Here is a 20,651-nt window from a genome sequence, read left to right as displayed (position 1 = left end):
CACCCCTGCGGCCGTCTGCCCACCTCTGCACGGCACCAGTCGGACTACGGGGGATCCACGTCCCGTGTCATTGCCCTGTGCAGCCTGTCGTCAGCACTGCCGGTTCTCGTCCCACTGCTCGTTCAGGCGGCCATCGGCCGGCGCGCTACTGCGCGAGCGAAGGCCGCTCGCGACCTGGCCACGGCGCGTGCCCGCAACGCGTGGCGCTCCCAGGGCGGGTCCCCTCGCACATGGAGGCTGGCGGCTTGCTCGGGGCGACAGGGGCGCAGAGCACCGCGACCAGTGGGATGCGCCACTAGCCTGCAGGGATGACCTCGCCTGCGGAGACCTCCCAGACCCTCGACCGAGGGCTGCAGGTGCTCCAGCTGCTGGGCAGCCCCGGCGGCTCGGCGGGGATGACGGTCTCGGCGCTGGCGCAGGAGCTCGGGGTGGGCCGGGCGATCATCTACCGGCTGGTGGCGACCCTGCAGGCCCGCGACTTCGTCACCCGCGGGGAGGACGGGCGCGTGCGGCTGGGGCTGGGCGTCACCCGCCTCCAGCTTTCAGTGCGGCCGATGCTGGTCGAGCTGGCCCGTCCCCTGCTGCGAGAGCTCGCAGACCAGGTCGGCGCCACTGCCCACCTCACCGTCGCCGAGGGGGAGCAGGCGCTGGCCCTCGTCGTGGTCGAGCCCAGCTGGACCGACTTCCACGTCTCCTACCGGGTCGGCAGCCGGCACCCGCTGGACCGCGGTGCTGCCGGCCGAGCCATCCTCGCCGGACGCCGCAGCGGGGACAGCCGGCCCGTGGCCACAACCGGGGAGCTGCAGCCGGGTGCCCATGGCGTCGCCGCGTGGGTGCCGGATGTCCCTGGCCTGGAGGCGTCGGTCGGCGTGGTGACCATGGGGCCACCGCCGCCGGTCCAGGACGAGGTCGTCGCGACGGCCAGATGGCTCACCCGCAGCCTGACCGGTCAAGCACCCTGACCCTCGTGATCAGCAGCAGCGGCGCCGGAGCCGGCGCTGCGCTGCACCAGGGGCATCGTGCGGTAGGCGATGCGGGTGGACAGCGCGATCAGGGTCGAGGAACGGTCGACCATGGGGTGGCCGACGACCAGGTCGATGACCTCCTGCAGGTGGGCGTTGTCCCTGGCGACCACCCTGAGCATCAGGTCCCCCGAGCCGGTGATGGTGTGCGCCTCGAGCACCTCGGGGATCCCCGAGAGGTGCTCGACCACGGGCCCACCGCCGGTGCCTTGACGGATCTCCAGGGTGGTGAGAGCCATCACCGGATACCCCAGTGCGGCCGGGTCCAGGGACGGGGCGAAACTGCGGATGATCCCGCGGCGGACCATCTTGTCCAGGCGGGCCTGCACCGTGCCCCGGGCGACCCCCAGGATCCGTGAGGCGCCCAGCACCCCGATGTGGGGGTCCTGGTCCAACAGGGTCAGCAACCGGGCGTCCAGCTCGTCCACCGTCTGAGACATAGACACAGTGTGCACTCTGGACCGCGCAGGCCGGGTCAATGTGTGCACGCTGCTCAGCGATTCTGCAGCCACTTGCCCTGTTAGCGCAGTGGCAGCACGCTCAGGGTATGACCGACACTGTTGTCCATCTGACCGACCAGGAGCGCGAGGCCAACCTCGAGCTCGACCAGCTCAAGCAGCTCGTGGGCCTGGTGCCCTACGACGAGTCCTCGGACGTGTTCCCGGTGACCGGGTGGGACTCCATCCACTTCGTCGTCGGCAACGCGACGCAGACGGCGCACTTCTACCAGTCTGCCTTCGGGATGGAGCTGATCGGTTACTCCGGACCGGAGACCGGCAACCGTGACCACAAGGCCTTCGTGCTGAAGTCCGGCTCGATCAGGTTCGTCATCAAGGGCGGCGTCGACCCGGACAGCCCCCTGCACGACCACGTGCGCCGCCACGGCGACGGGGTCGTGGACATCTCTTTGGAGGTCCCGGACCTCAACCGCTGCATCGAGCACGCCCGCGGCATCGGCGCCACCGTCCTGCAGGAACCCGAGGACCTGACTGACGAGCACGGCACCGTCCGCGTCGCCGCCATCGCCACCTACGGCGAGACCCGGCATACCCTCGTCCAGCGCAAGGGTGCCGACGGCAAGTCGACCTACAGCGGCCCCTACCTGCCGGGCTACGTGAAGAGGACCTCGCACTACGTCAAGCGCGACGGCGAGCCGAAGCGACTCTTCCAGGCCCTGGACCACATCGTCGGCAACGTCGAGCTGGGCAAGATGGATGAGTGGGTGGAGTTCTACAACAAGGTCATGGGCTTTGTGAACATGGCCGAGTTCATCGGGGATGACATCGCCACCGACTACTCCGCGCTGATGTCCAAGGTCGTCGCCAACGGCAACCACCGGGTCAAGTTCCCGCTCAACGAGCCGGCGGTCGGCAAGCGCAAGTCGCAGATCGATGAGTACCTCGAGTTCTACCGGGGCCCAGGTGCCCAGCACCTTGCGCTGGCCACCAACGACATCATCTCCACGGTGGACCACATGCGCGCCCACGGCATCGAGTTCCTCGCCACCCCCGACTCCTACTACGAGGACCCCAAGCTGCGGGAGCGGATCGGCCAGGTCCGCGCGCCGATCGAGGAGCTGCAGAAGCGGGGCATCCTCGTCGACCGTGACGAGGACGGCTATCTGCTGCAGATCTTCACCAAGCCCGTCCAGGACCGTCCGACGGTCTTCTTCGAGCTGATCGAGCGGCATGGCTCCCTCGGTTTCGGCAAGGGCAACTTCAAGGCCCTCTTCGAGGCGATCGAGCGCGAGCAGGAGCAGCGCGGCAACCTCTGAGCGTCGCGTGACTCCCTGGGCGGGGCGGCATACCGAGGAGGTATGCCGCCCCGCCTGCGTCGGGCGTGGGCGCCGGCCGGGGCCAGACAGCCCTAGGCTCTGACCATGGCAGAGACCCCGCAGGAGTGGTATGCCCGCGCCCGGGCCGCGATCGAGACGGACGGTTACCGGCACACTCAGCTCGAGGAGTGGAGCTCGTGGCCCTGGACCGGGGAACTGACGCCGAAGCCGCTCGACCCGCCCGCTGAGGCTGAGCCGGAACGCCACGGTGCCGGGGGAGTGGACTGTCATACCTGCCGGGCCGCCGGTGAGCTGGACCCGGGCTATGTGGTCTGGCACGACGACGGGTGGATGTTGGGGCTGCCGCTGGAGCCGCGTGCCGTGCCGTTCGCGCTGTTCCTCATGCCCCGACGGCACGCCGACCTGCAGGACCTGACGCCCGCCGAAGCGGCCCGGCAAGGAGAGCTGCTGACCGCGCTGGAGCAGGCGGCGTGCGCCGCCCTGGCGGTGCCACGCATCCAGGTGGCTCGATGGGGGGATGGTTCGGAGCACCTGCACTGGTGGTTGTATGCCAGGCCGGCCGGCATGCTGCAGCTACGCGGCACCTTCCTGTCCCACTGGGACGAGCTGCTGCCGCCCGTCCCTGCCGACCGGTTCCGCGCGGACCAGCTGCGGGTGGTGGATGAGCTCGTTCGCCGGGTGGGCGGGCGGCGGACCGGGGAGGGCAAGGGGAGCGGGGGGAGCGCGGGCCTGGAAGGGCGGACGCCCGTGCGAGAGTAGGGGCATGAGTCAGCAGGCAGGGTGGTACGACGACCCACAGGACCAGGACAACCTTCGCTACTGGGACGGCGTGCAGTGGACCAACCACACCTCGCCCAAGCAGAAGCCGGGGCTGGACCGCGCGGGGCAGAGCCAGCAGTCGTTGGGCGCTGCGCCGGGACAGACTGACGGGCAGGGTGGCTATGGCCAGCAGGGGGGCGGTGACGGCCAGGGCGGTTACGGCCAGGGGGGCTACGGGCAAGGCGGTTACGGTCAGGGGGGTTACGGGCAGGGCGGCTATGACCCGCAGCAGCCCTATGTCCAGCAGGGCCAGTGGCAGGGGGCCTCGATGCCGGGGGCTTACCCGGGACAGCTGGCGGGCAGCCGGGCGACCACGCCGGACGGTCAGCCGCTGGCTGGGTGGTGGCACCGGGTGCTGGCCAGGCTGATCGACGGCATCCTCCTGGGAATCGTGGGTTTCTTGGTCGTCATGCCCCTCGCGGCTCCCGATTTCACCGACAACCTCGGCACGTGGATGGATGACGTCCTCACGACGGCCCAGGCCGGTTCCACGATGGCCCCGACGATGCCGGCCGGGCTGGAGTCCGATCTGTTCCGCATCACGATGGCCTCGCTCATCTTCGGCCTCGTCTACGAGATCGGGATGGTCCACCTCTTCGGCGGCACCGTCGGCAAGCTCATCACCGGGCTTCGCGTCCGGCTACGCGAGACACCCGGCAATCCCACGCTCGGGGCGGCTGCGATCCGGGGCGCCATCTACCAGTTGCTGCCGCAGATCCCTTATCTGGGGTGGATCGCGACGTTGCTGAACTACCTGTGGCCGCTGTGGGACCCCAAGCGGCAGGCCCTGCACGACAAGGCCGCCAAAACCAACGTGGTGCGCCACCACCGCGGCTGACGCTCTCGGCGGTGGGGCGGTGGGGCGGTGGGGCGGTGGGGCGGTGGGGCGGTGGACCGCTGCGCCCCGTCCCACCCCGGCCCGGTCAGCGGGCGGGTCGGATCGTCCCCGTCACCTCGGCCAGGCCCAGCGTGGAGCCGTGCTGGCCGGGTGCGGTCGCGGTGATCGTCACCGTGTCGCCGTCCCGGAGGAAGGCGTGCTCCGAGCCGTCGGGGAGGGTAAAGGGCTCCGTGCCGTTCCAGGACAGCTCGAGGAAGGACCCGCGCTGCTCCCGCTGCGTGCCGGAGACCGTCCCGGAGGCGAAGAGGTCGCCGCTGGACAGGCGGGCGCCGTTGACCGTCAGGTGCGCGAGCATCTGCGCGGGCGACCAGTACATCGCGCGGTAGGGCGGACGTGACACCACCTCCCCGTTGAGCCGGACCTCCATGGTGATGTCCAGTCCGAACAGGCCGGCCCCGGACCCGGTGAGGTAGGGCAGGGGTTGGGGGTCCTGCGCGGGAAGCTGGATGCGCGCTGCCTCCAGCGCGGCCATCGGAGTGATCCACGCCGCCACCGATGAGGCGAAGCTCTTGCCCAGGAAGGGCCCGAGTGGGACGTACTCCCAGGCCTGCAGGTCCCGGGCCGACCAGTCGTTGAAGAGCGCCACGCCGAAGAGATGGTCCGCCGCATCGTCGATCCCGACGGGGGAGCCCAGGGGTGTCGAGCCTGCGACCACGAATCCCAGCTCAGCCTCGATGTCCAGCTTGATGCTCGGGCCGAAGGTCGGCTCCGGGTCGCTCGGTGCCTTGCGCTGGCCCACCGGACGGGGGATGTCGGTGCCGGAGACGACGATGGTCGAGGAACGACCGTGATAGCCGATCGGCAGGTGCTTCCAGTTGGGCGTCAGCGGCTCGCCGTCGGGGCGGAAGATGCGCCCCACATTGGTGGCGTGCTGCTCGCTGGCGTAGAAGTCGACGTAGTCCTTGACCTCCAGTGGCAGGTGGGTGGTGAGCTCGGTGAGAGGGCGCAGGTGCTGCTCCACCTCGGCCCGCCGCCTCGGGTCGGTCAGCGCCTGCGTCAGGTGCTCCCGCAACCCCGCCCATGCTGTGGGACCCAGCTCCAGGAAGGCGTTCAGGGTCGGCCCGGCCAGGGCTGCTGTCCACGGGGTGTCCGCCGCGAAGGAGGCCAGGTCCAAGGCGTGGTCACCGACCCGCACCGCTAGCCGAGGCGGCGCGTCCGGCCCGTCGCTCACCGCGCCGTAGGGCAGGTGGTGGACGGTGAACGGGTGGTCGGCGGGCAGGTCCAGCGCGTGCCTCGACGCGGTCATCAGCTCTCCTCGATAGGGGTATGGGGTGTGGTGATCAGGCCGAGGCGTGCCAGGTCGTTGATGGGGTCGAGGACGCCGCAGCACCCGAAGGAGACGAAGCGGGCCCGGAGGGCCTCGACCTCGGCCGCGGTCAGGCCGGCCAGCAGAGCCGCCAGCGCCTCGCCGTCCTGCAGCTCCAGGGTGGCGACCAGCTCGGACAGGGTGCTTCCCCTGATCAGGTGGTGGGTAGCCACCAGGATGTTGAGCGCGCCGTGCGGCTCGTCGCCCGAGGGCCCCGGTGCGACGGCCCGGTGCAGCCCGCCGGTGAGCTTGAACGCCAAGGCTCGCTCGTGGGTGGCCAGGAGGAACTCGGCCAGCTGCCGGGCGTCGGGGGCAGCGGCGGCCGGTGTGGCCTGGGTGCGCCACTTGACCAACGCCGTTGGGGTGTCCGAGCCACCGACCTCCTCCGCGACGCCGGTTCCGAGGTCGTCCAGCGCGCGCGACAGGTTTCGGCCCTGGCGGGGCACCTCGACGGCCGTGCGCAGCCCCAGGTCGACCAGCCGACGCCAGTCGCCTTCGCCGTGGGTGACCTCGGCGCCGGTGACGCGGAGGTGCACCTGGTCCTGCAGAGAGCGGACGGCGCCGGCCACGTCCTCCACCGAGGTCCCCGCCCGGCCCACGACCGCGACCTCTACCGGGGAGACGTGGTCGGGCGCGCCGTGCACCAGGACGGCTCGCGCCAGGTCCTCCGCCGCGGTGGCTCCGATCAGCAGCGGGCCCAGCAGGTCCCCCTCCGAGCCGGACAGCATCTCAACGTGCTCAGCCCAGGCCCGCGGTGCGGGTGCGTTGCCCGGCGGAAAGACGGCCGCGTCGTCGATCCACTCCTGGAACAGCGTGCGCGGGGCAGGCGTCGTTGACATGCTCTGCACGCTACTGCAAGGTGGGGCTAGAGGCGACAGTTCCGTCCGATAGTCGGACGGCGATCCCGAGGAGATGTCATGGCCCACTACCAGTGCAGGGGCAAGGTGCCCCCGAAACGGCATACCCAGCATCGCGACGAGCAGGGCAACCTGTACTACGAGGAGCTCATGGGTGAGGAGGGCTTCTCCTCTGACTCCAGCCTGCTCTACCACCGCAACATCCCCTCGGCGATCGCCGAGGCCCGGGTGTGGGACCTCGGCGACATGTCCACCGTGCCCAACCACCCGCTGCTGCCGCGTCACCTGTTGCTGCACGACCTCTTCGTGGAGTCTCGCGCACAGGATGGCACCGCGACCGTGGAGCAGGGCGTCGACGTGGTCAGCGGCCGACGGCTGGTGCTGGGCAACGCAGACGTCCGCCTGCTGTACGTCGTCGCCGACACTCCGAGCCCCTACTACCGCAACGGAATCGGGGACGAATGCGTCTACGTCGAGCGGGGCGGGGCCCGGGTGGAGACTGTCTTCGGCGCTTTCGACGTCGCCCAGGGTGACTACATGATGATCCCGAGGGCGACCACCCACCGCTGGATCCCCTTGGTGGAGGGTGACGCTGACTTCGTGGAGCCCCTGCGCGCGTATGTCATCGAGGCCAACAGCCACATCGGGCCGCCAAAGCGCTACCTGTCCCGCTTCGGCCAGATGCTCGAGCACGCGCCCTACTGCGAGCGCGACCTGCGCACCCCTCAGGGCCCCCTGTTGGCGGAGGACGTGGGCGCGGACCGGGATGAACCGACCGAGGTCTACATCAAGCACCGTGGCAGCGGCGAGCACTCCACCGGCGGCATGGTCGGCACCGTCTACACCTACCCCTACCACCCCTTCGACGTCGTTGGTTGGGACGGCTGCCTGTACCCCTACGTCTTCAACATTCGCGACTTCGAGCCGATCACTGGACGGGTGCACCAGCCGCCACCGGTGCACCAGGTCTTCGAGGGCCACAACTTCGTCATCTGCAACTTCGTGCCGCGCAAGGTGGACTACCACCCCCTGGCGGTCCCGGTGCCCTACTACCACTCCAACGTCGACTCTGACGAGATCATGTTCTACGTCGACGGTGACTACGAGGCGCGCAAGGGCAGCGGGATCGGTAAGGGCTCGGTCTCGGTCCACCCCGGTGGGCACGCCCACGGCCCTCAGCCGGGGGCCACAGAGGCCTCGCTCGGCGTGGAGTACTTCGACGAGACCGCGGTGATGGTCGACACCTTCCGGCCGCTGGAGCTGGGCGAGGCCGGTCTCGCGGTGGACGACGGGAAGTATGCCGGGTCCTGGGGACGTGGGCTGGCTGCGGCCAGGGGCGGGCAGCCGGGGTCGGACGAGGTCTTCTCCACCACCTAACGGCCGCCCGGCCTCACGGTTATGCCACGTCGGCCGACCGGACCCCGACCCCCGCGGCGCGCAGCTCCTCCAGTGCCCGCTCGGTGCTCTCCGGGGCCACGCCGGCGATGAGGTCGACAAGGACGGTGGTGCGCAGGCCCTGGCCAACCGCGTCCAGAGCCGTGGCCCGTACGCAGTAGTCGGTCGCGATGCCAGCCACCTCGACCGAGGCAATGCCGCGCTCGCTCAGCCACTCGGCCAGGCCCAGCCGCCGGCCGTGGGTCTGCGTGGCGCCCTCGAAGCCGCTGTAGGCGGCCTCGTGCTCGCCCTTGCGAAAGACCGCCTGCACGTGCTCCAACGCCGGCGCCAGGGCCGGATGGAACTCGGCGCCGATCGTGCCGGCCTCGCAGTGCACCGGCCAGGAGCTCTGGAAGTCCGGCTCGTCGGACCAGTGGTTGCCAGGGTCGACGTGCCAGTCTGCGGTGGCCACCACAGCGGCATACCGGGCGCCGTGCTCGGCCAGGTGACGGCTCACTCCCTGGGCCACCGCCCCGCCTCCCTCGACGGCGAGGGAGCCCCCCTCGCAGAAGTCGTTCTGGACGTCGACCACGATCAGTGCGGTGCTCATGGCTCTCACGCTACCGCCTGGGTCTCGGCGGACACCTTCTGTCCTCCGAAGGGCATACCGTGCTCGTATGCAGCAGCCGCACCGCCTCACCGCCCGTGACGCCCGCCGGGTCGCCGTGCGGGCCCAGCTGCTCAGCCGGCCCCGCCCGGGCGACGTCGTCGAGGCCGTGCGCGAGCTCGCGCACCTGCAGATCGACCCGGTGAACGCGGTGGCACCGGCGCAGCACCTGGTGCTGTGGAGCCGTCTCGGCAGCGACTACGACACCGGTGAGCTGACCCGGCTCTTGGCCGACCGGACGCTGGTGGAGCTGCACGGGCACATCCGCCCGGCCGAAGACATCGCGCTGTATGCCACCGCGATGGCGGGGTGGCCGGTGACGTTGCCCGGTCGCGAGGGGCTGCTGGGCTGGCAGCGGCACAACGCCGAGTGGGTAGCGGGGAACGACCGGGCGCGGCGCGACGTGCTGGCCCACCTGCAGGCGGAGGGCCCCACCCCCACCGGCGGCCTGCCGGACACGACCGAGGTGCCGTGGCGCTCGAGCGGATGGACGCACGAGAAGAACTTGGGGCGGCTTCTCGACTTCATGGTCGCGCGCGGCGAGGTCGCGGTGGCGAGCAGGGAGGGCGGGCAGCGGCTCTGGGACCTCGCCGAACGCGTGTACCCCGGGGTGCCGGCCCTGCCGCTCGAGGAGGCGATAGCCGAGCAGGACCGACGCCGGCTGGCGGCTTGCGGCATCCTGCGCCCGCGCGGACCCCAGTGCCCCACTGAGTCGCTCGACGGGGGCGAGGCGGGAGAGGAGGCGGTGGTTGAGGGGCTGCCCGGTACCTGGCGGGTCGACCCGCGCTACCTGGACGGCGCTGCCTTCCAGGGTCGCGCGGCGCTGCTGTGCCCGATTGACCGGCTGGTCTTCGACCGCACCCGGATGGGGCAGATCTTCGACTTCGACTACGTCCTGGAGATGTACAAGCCCAAGGCCAAGCGACGCTGGGGCTACTACGCCTTACCCGTGCTCGACGGGGACCAGTTGGTGGGCAAGGTGGACGCGACCGCCGACCGCAAGGCGGGTGTGCTGCGTGTGGACGCGCTGCACGAGGACGGGGAATGGAGCGCTGCACGCCGGGACCGGGTGGTCGCCGAGATCGAAGATCTTGCGCGCTGGCAGGGCTTGAACCCGGTGCTGCCCGCCCACCTGGGTGGTGAGTAACCGGTCGTGCTCGCGATCGGCAGCTCAAGGTGTGAGGATCGGGACGTGAACGCCTTTCCTGCCGCTGACCGTTATGACCACATGCAGTACCGCCGCACCGGGCGGTCCGGACTGGACCTGCCCGCTATCAGCCTGGGGCTGTGGCACAACTTCGGCGACGACGTGCCCCTGGAGCGGCAGCGGGACATCCTCCGGACGGCCTTTGACCACGGAATCACCCACTTCGACCTCGCCAACAACTACGGCCCGCCCTACGGGAGCGCCGAGCGCAACTTCGGCCAGCACCTGCGCACCGACTTCGCTGGGCTGCGCGACGAGCTGGTCATCTCCAGCAAGGCGGGCTGGGACATGTGGCCCGGCCCGTACGGTCAGGTCGGCGGGTCGCGCAAGTACCTCGTGGCCAGCCTGGACCAGTCCCTGCAGCGGATGGGGCTGGACTACGTCGACATCTTCTACCACCACCGTCCCGACCCCAGCACGCCGCTGGAGGAGACGATGGGGGCGTTGGACCACATCGTGCGCACCGGTCGGGCGCTCTACGTCGGCATCTCCTCCTACTCGGCGCAGCGGACCCGCGAGGCCGCCGCGATCCTGGCCGACCTGGGCACCCCGCTGCTCATCCACCAGCCGTCCTACTCAATGCTCAACCGCTGGGTCGAGACCGAGGGGCTGCTGGAGACCGTCGACGAGCTGGGTGTCGGCTGCATCGCCTTCTCGCCGTTGGCGCAGGGGATGCTCACCGACCGCTACCTGGCGGGGGTCCCGGAGGACTCCCGTGCTGCGCAGGGAAAGTCGTTGGCTACCGAGCTGCTGACCGACGAGGCGCTCGAGCACGTCCGCGCCCTGAACGACCTTGCGCAGGAGCGCGGTCAGACCTTGGCCCAGCTCGCGCTCGCGTGGGTGCTGCGTCGCTCGGAGATCACCTCGGTGCTGGTGGGTGCCAGCCGTCCCGAGCAGATCCGCGACTCGGTCGGTGCGTTGGACAACCTCGACCTCAGCGACGACGAGCTGGGCCTGATCGAGGAGCATGCCGTGGACAGCGGCATCGACCTGTGGCAGCAGGCGCGGCACACCGACGGGCGGCAGGGCTGAGGCGGCGGCACGCCATATCGGCCCGGTGTGAGCGGGAGGGCTAGCCCTCCAGCAGGCGGACCAGCGCCTCGACCGTTCTCCAGTTGCGGGCGGTGGCACATCCTCGCCGGGGCCCTTCGCCCGGGCCAGCCGCTCCGCGAGCTTGCTCCGGCCCAGGCCGCCGGGCGTGAACAGGTATGTCGTCCGGCCGACCACGGTGAGGTGGTCCGGGCTGCCACCCGCCCGAGCCTCGGCGAGCAGCCGGGTCAGGGTCTGATCCTCGGCCGGGGTGAGGTCATCCTGCTGCACCGCCGCATGCACGGTGGTTGGGTCCGCTGCAGCCTCGGCGGGGTAGGGGTTGGCCGCGACGACGGATCGCCACTGCGAGGCAGTCAGGATGATCACGTGGCAGGACACCCCGAGGTTCTTCTCGATCGCGGTGCTCAGCTCGGTGGCCAAGGTGGAGAGAGCGCTGTCGCGAGTGGTGGTAAACACGACATTCCCCGACTGGAGGTAGGTAGCCACCTCTGCATGTCCCAGGTCCGACACGACCGAGCGCAGGTCGGCCATGGCGATCCGGTTGGCCCTGCCCACGTTGATGCCACGCAGGAGTGCGACATGGGTGGGCATGAATCCTCCTCCGGAGAGGGTCTGTCAGTGGTCATGTCCAGTGTGCAGTGAAAGAGGTTGATCGGGAGGGATCAGCCACACACCCTGGGGAGGGGGTGAGGGATGATGCGTCGGCGCGCAGAAGACGAACCGGGGCGAGCGCAGGGCGCGGCTGCGAGCACGCAGTGTCAGCGTGGTGGCGCTCGCGCCGCGCCAGCCGTAGATGGACTGGTGCGGGTCACCTACCGCCTGGCACGACCGCGAAGGGCGGCGGTGCAGGGGTGGGTGGTGCTGATCGACGGGCGGGCACCACCGATGGGCAGGTGGGCGCGCCTTTGGCTCCGACCGTGGATGCGCCCGGCGTTGAGATCTCGCAGCGGCGCTGGCCGCGGTTCGGGAGTCTCTTCTCCGGCGTGCCCGCGACCTGGGTCCCCTGCCCGACAAGCAACGTCTGGAGCTTCTGCACCAGATCGAGCTCCTGGGCAGGGCGGCGGCAGGAGTCGGAGCTCACCTGCAGACGGCGTTCCGCGCATCTCAGGTTCAGGCGCAGCTGGCAGACGGGGTGCGCCCGTCCCGGGCAGGGATGGCGGTCGGGGACGACCTGGCCCTGGCCCGGCTCACCTCTCCCTACTGGAGCCGGCGCGAGCTGACCGGCGCCCGCGCCCTGGTCGAGCAGGTGCCGCGCACCCTGACCGCACTGGAGGAGGGGACCATGTCGCCCTACCAGGCGCGCCAGCAGCCGCGGGCAGCCGGGCGGTGAGGATCCCCATCACGTCCCGGCCGGGCCGTGAACACCTACCGTCCTGCTCAGCTCCAGTCGTTCAGGTACCTGGTCGGTATCGCCGGATCGCCGCCGGAGAGCCGCAGGGCGCCGAGGGGCAGCTCCGCACGCGCCTCGGCGTGATGCTCCCGGGCAGTGTGCACGTCGGTGGGCGCGACGACCTCGCCGGCCCGCACCAGGGGGACCAGCAGCTCGCGGTCGTCCCCGTCATCCTGTGGTCGCTCGTCGATCCCGACGATCTCGGCCTGCGCGATGCCGGCGGTGGAGCGTCGACGAAGGGCGAACTTGCGCCCGCCCACCGAGGTCTTCTCCTGGCTGGCCTTGGCCACGCCCTCCATCCGCCCGGCGGAGTTCTCCCGGCTCACCAGCTTGTAGACCATGCCTGCCGCCGGATGCCCAGACCCGGTGACCACCCTCGTGCCCACCCCGTAGCGGTCGACGGGAGCAGCAGCCAGGGCGGCGATCGCGTACTCGTCCAGGTCGGAGGTGACCACGATCCGGGTGTCGTGCGCGCCCAGGGCGTCCAGCCGCGCCCGCACCTCGTGCGCCTGGCTGACCAGGTCGCCGGAGTCCAGACGCACACCGCCGAGCTCGGGCCCGGCCAGCTCCACCGCCAGCTCCACCGCAGCGGTCACGTCGTAGGTGTCGACGAGCAGGGTCGTGCTCAGGCCCAGGCTGGACAGCTGGTTGGCGAACGCCTCCCGCTCGTCGTCGTGCAGGAGCGTGTAGGAGTGCGCCGCCGTCCCCGCGGTCGGGATGCCGTGGCGGCGCCCTGCCTCCAGGTTCGAGGTCGAGCCGAAGCCGGCCAGGTATGTCGCACGCGCGGCCGCCACCGCCGACTCCTCATGGGTGCGCCTGGAGCCCATCTCGATGCAGGGTCGGTCACCGGCCGCGGCGGTCATTCGCGAGGCGGCCGAGGCCACCGCGGAGTCGTGGTTGAGGATCGAGAGCACCAGGGTCTCCAGCAGGACGCCCTCGGCGAAGGTCGACTCCACCACCAGCACGGGGGAGCCCGGGAAGTAGACCTCGCCCTCGGCATACCCCCAGATGTCGCCGGAGAAGCGATAGTCCGCCAGCCAGCCCAGGGTGCGGTCGTCGACGACCGCACGCTCGCGCAGGAAGGTGAGCTCTGCCTCGCCGAAGCGGAAGTGGCGCAGCGCCTCCAGCACCCGACCGGTCCCGGCGACGACGCCGTACCGGCGGCCACCGGAGAGCCGACGGGCGAAGGTCTCGAAGACGCAGCGCCGGTCGGCGTGGCCGCTGGCCAGGACCGCCTGGAGCATCGTCAGCTCGTAGTGGTCGGTGAGAAGCGCGGTGCTTGTGGTCACCCGGTCAGCCTAGACGCGGCTCGCTGTGCGCCGTCCTACAGTGGGAGGATGCCAACCGACCTGCCTCTCCCGCCGACCGCACCGCGCGGTCCGCACACGAACCCCCAGGAGGGTGGTCAGGTCGCGCTGCTGGACCGGCCCGAGACCGACCAGCCGTGGATCACCCTGGTCTGGAACGACCCGGTCAACCTTATGAGCTATGTCACCTGGGTCTTCCAGACCCACTTCGGCTACTCCCGGGCCAAGGCGGAGAAGCTGATGATGGACGTGCACGCCGAGGGCCGGGCCGTGGTGTCGACCGGCACGCGCGAGAAGATGGAGGCCGACACCGAGGCGATGCACGGTTACGGCCTCTGGGCGACCTTCCAGCAGGACACCTGAGCATGGCGAGGGCGTTCAAGCGCAAGGGATCGCGCCTCGTCGGCCAGTTCGACGCCGAGGAGATCGGTGTCCTGGTCCACCTGCTCGACCTGACCCGCCGCTTCGTCGCGCCGGAGCGGCCCGACTCAGGCGACCCTTTCCTCGACCTGGTCGCCGGGCTGGGTGACGAGGCGGACCCGGAGGAGCCCTCGGACCCGGCGCTGGCACGTCTGCTGCCCAGCGCCTCCCGGGACGACCCCGAGCAGGCTGCGGACTTCCGCCGCCTCACCGAGCACGGGCTGCGTCAGCGCAAGGCGGCCACGCTCGCCACCGCCATCGCCGCGTTGGAGGCCGCGGCGCCACCCACGCTCGAGCTCGACCTGGATCAGGGGCGGGCCCTGGCCATCGCGCTGACCGATGCCCGGCTCATCCTGGGCGAGCGGCTGGGGCTGCGCACCGACGAAGACTCCGAGCGGCTGCACGCCGAGTTGGAGGCTGCGCTAGCCGGCCAGGTCGAGCTCGACCCCGCCATGGCGCAGAAGATGGCCTACTACGACTTCCTCTCCTGGGTGCAGGAGTCGGTGACCCTGGCTCTCATGGCCCGCTGATGCCACACCCCCCGGCCTCCTTGGCCGGTCGGTGTCCCGCACGCCCCCAGTCCCTAGACTGGCGCCCATCATGACGACTCACTCCGCCCCTGTGTCCGCCACCGAGCACCACGAGGTGACCGGCCCCGACGTCCGCGTCCGGTTCTGCCCCAGCCCTACCGGGACACCGCACGTCGGTCTGGCCCGCACTGCACTGTTCAACTGGGCCTTTGCGCGCCACCACGGCGGCACGCTGGTCTTCCGGATCGAGGACACCGACGCCGCCCGCGACTCGCAGGAGTCGATGGATCAGATCGTGGAGATGATGCGCTGGCTCGGCCTGGACCACGACGAGGGTCCGGACCTCGGGGGCCCTTACGGCCCCTACCGGCAGAGCGAGCGGTCGCAGATCTACCGCGATGTGGCCCGTCAGCTGCTCGATGCCGGGCTGGCCTATGAGGCCTACTCGACGCCGGAGGAGGTCGAAGAGCGGCACCGTGCGGCCGGCCGGGACGTCAAGCTCGGCTATGACAACTTCGACCGCGACCTGACCCGGGACCAGCGGGACGCTTTCCGGGCCGAAGGCCGGGACCCGGTCCTGCGGCTGCGGATGCCGGACGGAGACCTCACCTTCACCGACCTGGTCCGCGGGGAGGTGACTTTCCCGGCGGGCAGCATCCCCGACTTCGTGATCGTCCGCGGCAACGGGGCACCGCTCTACACCCTGGTCAACCCGCTCGACGACGCGATGATGCGGATCACCCACGTCATCCGCGGTGAGGACCTGCTCTCCTCGACCCCTCGCCAGCTCGCGCTTTACCGGGCCTTGGCCGAGATCGGTGTGGCACAAGGGGTCCCGACCTTCGCCCACCTGCCGCTGGTGCTGGGGGAGGGTAACAAGAAGCTGTCCAAGCGCGACCCGCAGTCCGACCTGTTCCTGCACCGGGATCGGGGCTTCATCCGCGAGGGCATGGTCAACTACCTGGCGCTGCTCGGGTGGGCCATCGGCCCGGACCGAGACCTCTTCGAGCCCCGCCACCTGGTCGAGGCCTTCGACGTGCGCGACGTCAACCCCAACCCCGCCCGGTGGGACCAGAAGAAGGCGGAGTCCATCAACGGCGACCACATCAGGCGACTTCCCCTGCCAGAGTTCACCTCCCGCCTGCTGCCGGTGCTGCGGCAGGCCGGCGTGCTCGGCGCCCAGTCAGACATGGGTGAGCTGGCCCGCCTGGAGCAGGTAGCACACCTGATCCAGACCCGGATCCAAGTGCTCTCCGAGGCGGTGCCGCTCGTGGCTCCGTTCTACACCGTTGCCGAGGACCTCCCGATCGCCGAGGATGCCCGGTCCCAGCTCAAGGAGGACGCCCCGGCAGTGCTCGACGCGGCGATCTTGGCGCTGGAGCAGATCCCGGGGGGCCGCCCCCAGCCGCTGGGTGGTGGCGTGGACTGGGCGACCGAGCGCATCGAGGCCGTCCTGCGCGAGGCGCTGATCGAGGGGATGGGCCTCAAGCCGCGCTTCGCCTTCGGGCCCCTCCGCACCGCCGTCTCGGGCCAGCGGATCAGCCCTCCGCTGTTCGAGTCGATGGAGATCCTGGGCCAGGACGAGACGCTGTCGCGTCTGCGCCGTCTTCGCAATCAACTCTGAGGCGCCGGCCGGGGCGCCAGGCCGCGATTTGGGTCGGGCGGGGTGGCAAGGTAAGGTTGCTCCTCGGTTCACCGGCCGGAAATCCAGGCCGGTGATGGCCCTTGGGGTATGGTGTAATTGGCAGCACGACTGATTCTGGTTCAGTTAGTCTAGGTTCGAGTCCTGGTACCCCAGCGCAGATCGCCACAGCACGATTTCGCCGGAAGGCCGCCGATCGGGTAGGCTCTCCGCTCGGCGCAGAACGCGCCGGAACACGGCCCCGTTGTGTAGTGGCCTAGCACGCCGCCCTCTCAAGGCGGTAGCGCGGGTTCGAATCCCGTCGGGGCTACCCGTGTTCGAAGGCCCTCGTCGCAGTAGCGGCGGGGGCCTTCGTCAGGTCCGGGCCAGTCGCGGCCTCCAGCTCGGCGGTCACGCAGATGGCTCTGTTCGGCCTGACATGTGTTGCGGGGCATGGACTTTCACCCGCTTTTGGGCTTAGCGTGGAGTTGAGACCAGCCGGGCTAGGGGTGGGCGTCCGACCCGGGTGCCTGTCAGCACCGGCCGCATAGTGAAGGGGTCGCAGTGAACAAGACCGAGCTGATCGAGGCGCTGGCCCCCCGGCTGGGAGGCCGGCCCCAGGCGGCCGCCGCCGTGGAAGCAGTGGTGGACCTGGTGCTCAGGGAGGTCGCGGCGGGCCGCTCGGTGGGGATCACCGGTTTCGGGACCTTCGAGAAGGTCGACCGGGCGCCACGGACCGGCCGCAATCCACGCACCGGTGAGCCGGTGCCGATCGCCGGCACCAGCACCCCGCGCTTCCGCCCCGGCGCGTACTTCAAAGACGTCGTGGCCGATCCCTCTGGGCTGCCGCCGCACGGCCTTGCTGGGGCTCGGGTGGGATCGGACGGGCGGCTCGAGCGCACAGGCGCACCCTCGTCGGTGCGACGGGCGGATGGCGTGCCCCAGGCGAAAGCCGGGGCCGAGGACACCCGTGCCAAACCGGGCCGGAGCAGCAGCGGACGGAACGGGGACGGAGACGAGGGTCGAGACACAGGTGCAAGCGTGGGCCGTGACGGGGGTCGGGCCAGCCGCATCAGCGGGACCCCGGAGTCGGTGCGCAAGGACAGCGACCTCGTCGAGGAGGTCCAGCCTGGCCTGAGCCCTTCGGAGACGTCCGCGTCAGCGACCGGCCGGATCATGGCCGGCGGGGAGGAGATCACCCAGGGAATGATCTGGGCGAAGAAGGCCCAGCTTGCGCGGGTCAAGAACGACGAGCTGGCCGCCCAGCAGGAGAAGCAGGCCAGGACGGCCAAGAAGGCGAAAAAGGCGGGGAAACCGAAGAAGGCGGACAAGGCCAAGGAAAAGCACAGCGGGACCAAGGAGTCGGACGCCCAGGGCACGGGTCGCAATGGGCCCAAGGGTAAGGGCGCCAAGAGCAAGAGGGCTCAGAGCAAGGGCGCCAAGAGCAACGGGGCTCAGAGCAAGGGGGCCAAGGGCTCGGAGGTCAAGAAGAAGTCCAAGAAGTCCGGCTGACCAGCTTCGCGGGGGAAGTCAGCGGATGGTCTCGCCGGGGCCGATCCCGACGATCCACAGCCGGGTCAGCTCGGTGCCGGCCCGCTCAGGGTCGCCGGAGACCTCGATCGACAGGCGCTGCCCCAGCCGCAGGTGCCGCAGCCCGCTGTCCTCGAAGACGTCACGGGGGAACGGCAGCACCCGGCCGGTGTCCAGCAGCACGCTGCCGGCGCCGGTCTCGGCATCGAAGGTGTGCACGCTGGCCTGCATGTTCCCACCCTAGTGGGGCCAGTTAGTGGGGCCAGCTAGTGGGGACAGGACGGCTGATCGGGGCCAGACGCCCAGCCCAGGGGTGCCAAGGCCCGGGCAGTATGCCGTCCGACGCCCAGCTCCAGCGCGGACGCCAGATCGGTCGCGGTGTCCACGTCGCGGCGCAGTCCGAGCAGGTCCAGCTCGAGCCGGGCGGCGAGCTGCTGGTGCCGGGCGGCGGAGCCGGGGCCGAACTGCGGCTCTGGTGGTTTGGTGGTCGAGGTGAGCAGGACCGTCCCGGTGCCGTCGGCGTCCGGGACCACCGCCGCGGCATGGGTTGCGCAGGCCGCCAGAGCCACCACCAGCTCGTGCGCCTTCAGCGCGGGCAGGTCGCCGAGGAGCACGGCCCAGCCGACGGGGAGCTGGATCGGCGCCGATGCCTCCGCTGCTGCCCGTGCCGCCGTCAGACCCGCGCGGATCGCGGCGTTCAGGCCTCGTCCGGGGTCACTGACCACGCGCGCCCCCAGGTCCAGGGCGACGCGCGAGGCCGCAGGGTCTGAGGTCACCACGGTCACCTGCCCGGGGGGAAGGGCACGGCATACCTGCTCCAGGGTGTCCCGGGCGACCGCCCGGGCAAGATCGGGCCGAGTAAGCGGACGGGGCGGTTCGAGCCTGCTCTTGGCGCGCGAGGCGTCCTGGACGGGGACGACGAGCGACCAGCGCACGTCGCCGGGCTGGGCCTGGGGCGCACCGGTCACCCCGGCATCCTCGCCACCGGCGGGTCCGGATGCAAAGATGACGGGCGTGAAGCGCCCGCCCAGCCACCATCCCCTGCCGTGGTCGTACGGTCTGGTGATCCGCACCGTGCGGCCCACGCTGCAGGTCCTCACCCGGCGGAACTGGTCCGGGGGCGAGCACGTCCCGCGGCAGGGGGGCTTCATCGCCGCGGCCAACCACTACTCCGAGATCGACCCCCTCACGGTCGGGCACTTCCTGGTCGACCAGGGCCGTCCGCCGTTCTTCCTGGCCAAGTCCTCGTTGTTCACGGTGCCGCTGCTCGGGGCGGCCCTGCGGCACCTGAGGCAGGTCCCGGTCTACCGCGCGACGAGCAAGGCCGGCGACGCCCTGGAGTCCGCGCGGAGCACGCTGGAGGAGGGGCTACCCATCGCGATCATGCCGGAGGGCACCTTGACCCGGGACCCTGACCTGTGGCCGATGAAGGCCCGTCCGGGGGTGGGACGGCTTGCGCTCACCACCGGCGCGCCGGTCATCCCGATCGCCCAGTGGGGCGCCCAGGAGCTTCTCGGGAGGTATGCGCGCCGGCCCGGCAATGTGTTCAAGCGGCCCATGCAGCACGTGCAGGCCGGGCCCCCCGTCGACCTCTCCGACCTGATGGACCGCCCAGACGACCCGCGGGCGCACCAGGAGGCGACCCGGCGGGTGATGGCGGCCATCACCGCTATGCTCGCCGACATCCGCGGCGAGCAGCCGCCGCCGGAGCCCTACGACATGGCCAAGCACCCGAGGGACCGCAAGAACGACCACAAGAAGGACCAGGCATGACCCGCGCCGTGATCTACGGGGCGGGCAGCTGGGGGACGGCCTTCGCCCAGGTCCTCGCCGATGCGGGAGCCGAGAGGGTCACGCTTTGGGCCCGCCGCGCCGAGGTGGCCGACCACGTCCGCGAGCGCCACCGCAACCCGGACTACCTGCCGGAGGTGGAGCTGTCCCCGGTGATCACGGCCACCACGGACCCCGCCGAGGCTGCCGACGGTGCCGACCTGGTGGTGCTCGCCGTTCCCTCCCAGAGCTTGCGGGACAACCTGGCGACCTGGTCTGACCTGCTCCCACCGGCCGCCCCGGTGGTGTCGCTGATGAAGGGGATCGAGCTGGGCACCGGGCTGCGGATGAGCCAGGTCATCGAGAGCGCCCAGGTTCAGGCCTCCCGGGTTGTCGTGGTCTCCGGCCCGAACCTGTCCAAGGAGATCGCCGCCCGCCAGCCGGCTGCCAGCGTGGTCGCCGGCGCGGACCTGGCCGTCGCCGAGCAGGTCGCCGCAGCCGTCGCCACCCCCTACTTCCGGCCCTACACCCAGACCGACGTGGTCGGCGCCGAGATCGGCGGCGCGATCAAGAACGTCATCGCGCTGGCCGTCGGCATGGCCGAAGGTCTCGGCTACGGCGACAACACCAAGTCCAGCCTCATCACCCGGGGGCTGGCCGAGATCGCCCGGCTGGGCAGCGAGCTGGGTGCCGACCCGCGGACCCTGATGGGGCTGGCCGGGGTCGGCGACCTCATCGCCACCTGCATGTCACCCCTGTCTCGTAACCACCGGGTCGGGGTCGCGCTGGGCGAGGGTCGCACGGTGCAGGAGGTCCTCGCAGTGCCACACCAGACGGCCGAGGGCGTGAAGTCCTGCCGGTCCGTGGTGGGTCTGGCTGCCCGGCACGGCGTCGACATGCCCATCTGTGCCGGCGTGACGGCCGTCGTCGACGGACAGCTCACCCCCGACCAGCTGACCGGAGCATTGATGTCCCGGGCCCGCAAGCACGAGGCCAACTGACGCGTGCGCCACGGCCTGCCATAGCCGGGCGCGGGCGCATCCAGGTCGGCGTGCGCGTCATACCCGGCAGGGGGCACCCCGCCGACT

The 20,651-nt window shown here is 70.7% G+C and carries 22 protein-coding genes, 2 tRNA genes and 1 pseudogene; 16 read left to right on the top strand and 9 right to left on the bottom strand.

Annotated features, from left to right (window positions below; translation table 11 throughout):
* Positions 1 to 308: 308 nt before the first annotated feature.
* Positions 309 to 962, top strand: coding sequence for an IclR family transcriptional regulator (locus FY030_RS10145; RefSeq protein WP_158061404.1), 654 nt, complete (start codon positions 309 to 311; stop codon positions 960 to 962).
* Here the strand turns inward: FY030_RS10145 and FY030_RS10140 are convergent.
* Complete coding sequence (locus FY030_RS10140; protein ID WP_158061403.1) at positions 950 to 1,462, bottom strand: Lrp/AsnC family transcriptional regulator; 513 nt, start codon at positions 1,460 to 1,462, stop codon at positions 950 to 952. The genes FY030_RS10145 and FY030_RS10140 overlap by 13 nt on opposite strands.
* Before the next feature lie 107 nt (positions 1,463 to 1,569).
* Here FY030_RS10140 and hppD point away from each other — a divergent pair, with 107 nt between their 5' ends.
* The 3 genes from hppD to FY030_RS10130 all read left to right on the top strand — a co-directional run bounded on the left by hppD (position 1,570) and on the right by FY030_RS10130 (position 4,474).
* Positions 1,570 to 2,796 carry a 4-hydroxyphenylpyruvate dioxygenase gene (gene hppD, locus FY030_RS10135; protein WP_158061402.1) on the top strand — a complete coding sequence of 409 codons (1,227 nt, stop codon included), beginning with the start codon at positions 1,570 to 1,572 and terminating at the stop codon, positions 2,794 to 2,796.
* A 105-nt stretch (positions 2,797 to 2,901) separates the two neighbouring features.
* Positions 2,902 to 3,576, top strand: coding sequence for an HIT family protein (locus FY030_RS16390; RefSeq protein WP_192498563.1), 675 nt, complete (start codon positions 2,902 to 2,904; stop codon positions 3,574 to 3,576).
* Positions 3,577 to 3,580: 4 nt separating this feature from the next.
* Entirely contained in the window at positions 3,581 to 4,474 is an 894-nt protein-coding gene (locus tag FY030_RS10130) for an RDD family protein (RefSeq protein ID WP_192498791.1), read from the top strand.
* An 85-nt stretch (positions 4,475 to 4,559) separates the two neighbouring features.
* Here the strand turns inward: FY030_RS10130 and fahA are convergent, their stop codons facing one another.
* Both fahA and FY030_RS10120 read right to left on the bottom strand, forming a co-directional pair.
* Positions 4,560 to 5,780, bottom strand: coding sequence for a fumarylacetoacetase (fahA, locus tag FY030_RS10125; RefSeq protein ID WP_158061400.1), 1,221 nt, complete (start codon positions 5,778 to 5,780; stop codon positions 4,560 to 4,562).
* A complete protein-coding gene (locus tag FY030_RS10120) occupies positions 5,780 to 6,679 on the bottom strand; it encodes a hypothetical protein (RefSeq protein WP_158061399.1) in 900 nt (299 codons plus the stop codon). The genes fahA and FY030_RS10120 overlap by 1 nt, the downstream gene beginning before the upstream one ends.
* Positions 6,680 to 6,757: 78 nt before the next feature.
* On the opposite strand from FY030_RS10120, the gene FY030_RS10115 reads away from it, so the two are divergent.
* On the top strand, positions 6,758 to 8,074 hold the full coding sequence (locus FY030_RS10115; RefSeq protein WP_158061398.1) for a homogentisate 1,2-dioxygenase: 1,317 nt from the start codon (positions 6,758 to 6,760) through the stop codon (positions 8,072 to 8,074).
* Between the two features lie 19 nt (positions 8,075 to 8,093).
* Here the strand turns inward: FY030_RS10115 and FY030_RS10110 are convergent, their stop codons facing one another.
* Positions 8,094 to 8,681, bottom strand: a complete 588-nt coding sequence (locus FY030_RS10110; protein ID WP_158061397.1) for an isochorismatase family protein — start codon at positions 8,679 to 8,681, stop codon at positions 8,094 to 8,096.
* A 67-nt stretch (positions 8,682 to 8,748) separates the two neighbouring features.
* Here FY030_RS10110 and FY030_RS10105 point away from each other — a divergent pair, with 67 nt between their 5' ends.
* Positions 8,749 to 9,885, top strand: a complete 1,137-nt coding sequence (locus FY030_RS10105; protein ID WP_158061396.1) for a DNA glycosylase AlkZ-like family protein — start codon at positions 8,749 to 8,751, stop codon at positions 9,883 to 9,885.
* 45 nt (positions 9,886 to 9,930) lie between these two features.
* Positions 9,931 to 10,977 (top strand): L-glyceraldehyde 3-phosphate reductase, encoded by a 1,047-nt coding sequence (gene mgrA / locus FY030_RS10100; RefSeq protein WP_158061395.1) that lies wholly within the window; start codon positions 9,931 to 9,933, stop codon positions 10,975 to 10,977.
* Between the two features lie 255 nt (positions 10,978 to 11,232).
* Here mgrA and FY030_RS17335 read toward each other — a convergent pair.
* Together FY030_RS17335 and FY030_RS17330 are read right to left on the bottom strand one after the other, a co-directional pair.
* Positions 11,233 to 11,586 (bottom strand): annotated as a pseudogene (locus FY030_RS17335) (DUF1697 domain-containing protein); the annotation flags it as partial.
* 24 nt (positions 11,587 to 11,610) lie between these two features.
* On the bottom strand, positions 11,611 to 12,009 hold the full coding sequence (locus FY030_RS17330; RefSeq protein WP_420371854.1) for a UvrD-helicase domain-containing protein: 399 nt from the start codon (positions 12,007 to 12,009) through the stop codon (positions 11,611 to 11,613).
* A 118-nt stretch (positions 12,010 to 12,127) separates the two neighbouring features.
* Here FY030_RS17330 and FY030_RS10090 point away from each other — a divergent pair, with 118 nt between their 5' ends.
* A complete protein-coding gene (locus tag FY030_RS10090; protein ID WP_158061394.1) occupies positions 12,128 to 12,325 on the top strand; it encodes a hypothetical protein in 198 nt (65 codons plus the stop codon).
* Positions 12,326 to 12,372: 47 nt separating this feature from the next.
* Here the strand turns inward: FY030_RS10090 and FY030_RS10085 are convergent, their stop codons facing one another.
* Positions 12,373 to 13,674: a nicotinate phosphoribosyltransferase gene (locus FY030_RS10085; RefSeq protein ID WP_158061393.1), complete on the bottom strand. Its 1,302-nt coding sequence runs from the start codon at positions 13,672 to 13,674 to the stop codon at positions 12,373 to 12,375.
* A gap of 48 nt (positions 13,675 to 13,722) precedes the next feature.
* On the opposite strand from FY030_RS10085, the gene clpS reads away from it, so the two are divergent.
* From clpS to FY030_RS17080, 6 genes are all read left to right on the top strand, one after another.
* Positions 13,723 to 14,055, top strand: a complete 333-nt coding sequence (clpS, locus tag FY030_RS10080) for an ATP-dependent Clp protease adapter ClpS (protein ID WP_158061392.1) — start codon at positions 13,723 to 13,725, stop codon at positions 14,053 to 14,055.
* A gap of 2 nt (positions 14,056 to 14,057) precedes the next feature.
* Complete coding sequence (locus FY030_RS10075; RefSeq protein ID WP_158061391.1) at positions 14,058 to 14,642, top strand: DUF2017 family protein; 585 nt, start codon at positions 14,058 to 14,060, stop codon at positions 14,640 to 14,642.
* Positions 14,643 to 14,712: 70 nt separating this feature from the next.
* Positions 14,713 to 16,266, top strand: coding sequence for a glutamate--tRNA ligase (gltX, locus tag FY030_RS10070; protein WP_158061390.1), 1,554 nt, complete (start codon positions 14,713 to 14,715; stop codon positions 16,264 to 16,266).
* A 102-nt stretch (positions 16,267 to 16,368) separates the two neighbouring features.
* Positions 16,369 to 16,440, top strand: a tRNA-Gln gene (locus tag FY030_RS10065).
* 81 nt (positions 16,441 to 16,521) lie between these two features.
* Positions 16,522 to 16,594: transfer RNA gene (locus tag FY030_RS10060), tRNA-Glu, on the top strand.
* Between the two features lie 233 nt (positions 16,595 to 16,827).
* Complete coding sequence (locus tag FY030_RS17080) at positions 16,828 to 17,775, top strand: HU family DNA-binding protein (protein WP_158061389.1); 948 nt, start codon at positions 16,828 to 16,830, stop codon at positions 17,773 to 17,775.
* Positions 17,776 to 17,793: 18 nt separating this feature from the next.
* Here the strand turns inward: FY030_RS17080 and FY030_RS10050 are convergent, their stop codons facing one another.
* Both FY030_RS10050 and cofC read right to left on the bottom strand, forming a co-directional pair.
* Positions 17,794 to 18,024, bottom strand: coding sequence for a hypothetical protein (locus tag FY030_RS10050; RefSeq protein ID WP_158061388.1), 231 nt, complete (start codon positions 18,022 to 18,024; stop codon positions 17,794 to 17,796).
* 35 nt (positions 18,025 to 18,059) lie between these two features.
* Positions 18,060 to 18,761, bottom strand: coding sequence for a 2-phospho-L-lactate guanylyltransferase (cofC, locus tag FY030_RS10045; protein WP_192498562.1), 702 nt, complete (start codon positions 18,759 to 18,761; stop codon positions 18,060 to 18,062).
* Positions 18,762 to 18,798: 37 nt separating this feature from the next.
* On the opposite strand from cofC, the gene FY030_RS10040 reads away from it, so the two are divergent.
* Both FY030_RS10040 and FY030_RS10035 read left to right on the top strand, forming a co-directional pair.
* On the top strand, positions 18,799 to 19,566 hold the full coding sequence (locus tag FY030_RS10040; RefSeq protein ID WP_158061386.1) for a lysophospholipid acyltransferase family protein: 768 nt from the start codon (positions 18,799 to 18,801) through the stop codon (positions 19,564 to 19,566).
* Entirely contained in the window at positions 19,563 to 20,564 is a 1,002-nt protein-coding gene (locus FY030_RS10035) for an NAD(P)H-dependent glycerol-3-phosphate dehydrogenase (protein WP_158061385.1), read from the top strand. The genes FY030_RS10040 and FY030_RS10035 overlap by 4 nt, the downstream gene beginning before the upstream one ends.
* Positions 20,565 to 20,651: the final 87 nt, after the last annotated feature.

Source organism: Ornithinimicrobium pratense (assembly GCF_008843165.1).
Classification (GTDB): Bacteria; Actinomycetota; Actinomycetes; order Actinomycetales; family Dermatophilaceae; genus Ornithinicoccus; species Ornithinicoccus pratensis.
The sequence above is the reverse complement of the archived record's forward strand: the minus strand, read 5'-3'. Positions and strand labels throughout refer to the sequence as shown.